Origin of the sequence: Pantoea sp. ANP04 (assembly GCF_041982285.1) — a bacterium.
GTDB classification, from domain to species: Bacteria; Pseudomonadota; Gammaproteobacteria; order Enterobacterales; family Enterobacteriaceae; genus Pantoea; species Pantoea eucalypti.
Map to the genome: position 1 here is coordinate 1 of NZ_JAUTYS010000141.1, position 544 is coordinate 544.

A 544-nucleotide genomic window follows, 5' to 3' on the forward strand; every position below is an offset into this window, starting at 1 on the left:
TCCGAGCATCCTGTGAAAGGCATGCGCGGCGGCAATCTGTCCGGGCTGGCACTCTGTGGCCAGGATTTGTGGACGGTTTCCGACCGCGATGATGATCAGATCTACAAGCTCGATACTCGCGACAGTGCCTGGCAGGCCGATGCCGTCAAGCTGGAGGTGCCTGCAGTACCCGATACCGGCTTGCCCTGGGGCTTGAAGTCACGGACCTGGGCGGCGTCCTTCGTGCGTGGTGGCGACCTGGATTTCGAAGGCATCTCCTGCGACGCCGCCGGCAACAAGTATGTGATCAGCGAGGCTCATGCCGCGGTGCTACAAGTGCCGGCGCAAGGCGCGCCGGCCTGGTTGAAGATCTCCCCGATCATGGTCCGTGAAGCGCGGGCCAGTGGCATGCTCCTGCATTTCAACGCCTTGTTCGAAGGCCTGGCGGTGAACCCTGCCGGCGACCGGATCTGGTTGGCGGCGGAGCGTGAGCGGCGCGGGCTGTTGCTGGTCAAGCGCGGGCAGACCACTTGGGACTGTGATGGTGGTTGCGTGCTGCTCAGTG

At 64.0% G+C, this 544-nt stretch carries 1 protein-coding gene; it reads left to right on the forward strand.

All coding sequences use genetic code 11. From position 1 onward, the window contains the following. Positions 1-544: esterase-like activity of phytase family protein (locus Q7C21_RS22785; protein ID WP_375151207.1), on the forward strand; the 544-nt coding region annotated here is incomplete at both ends.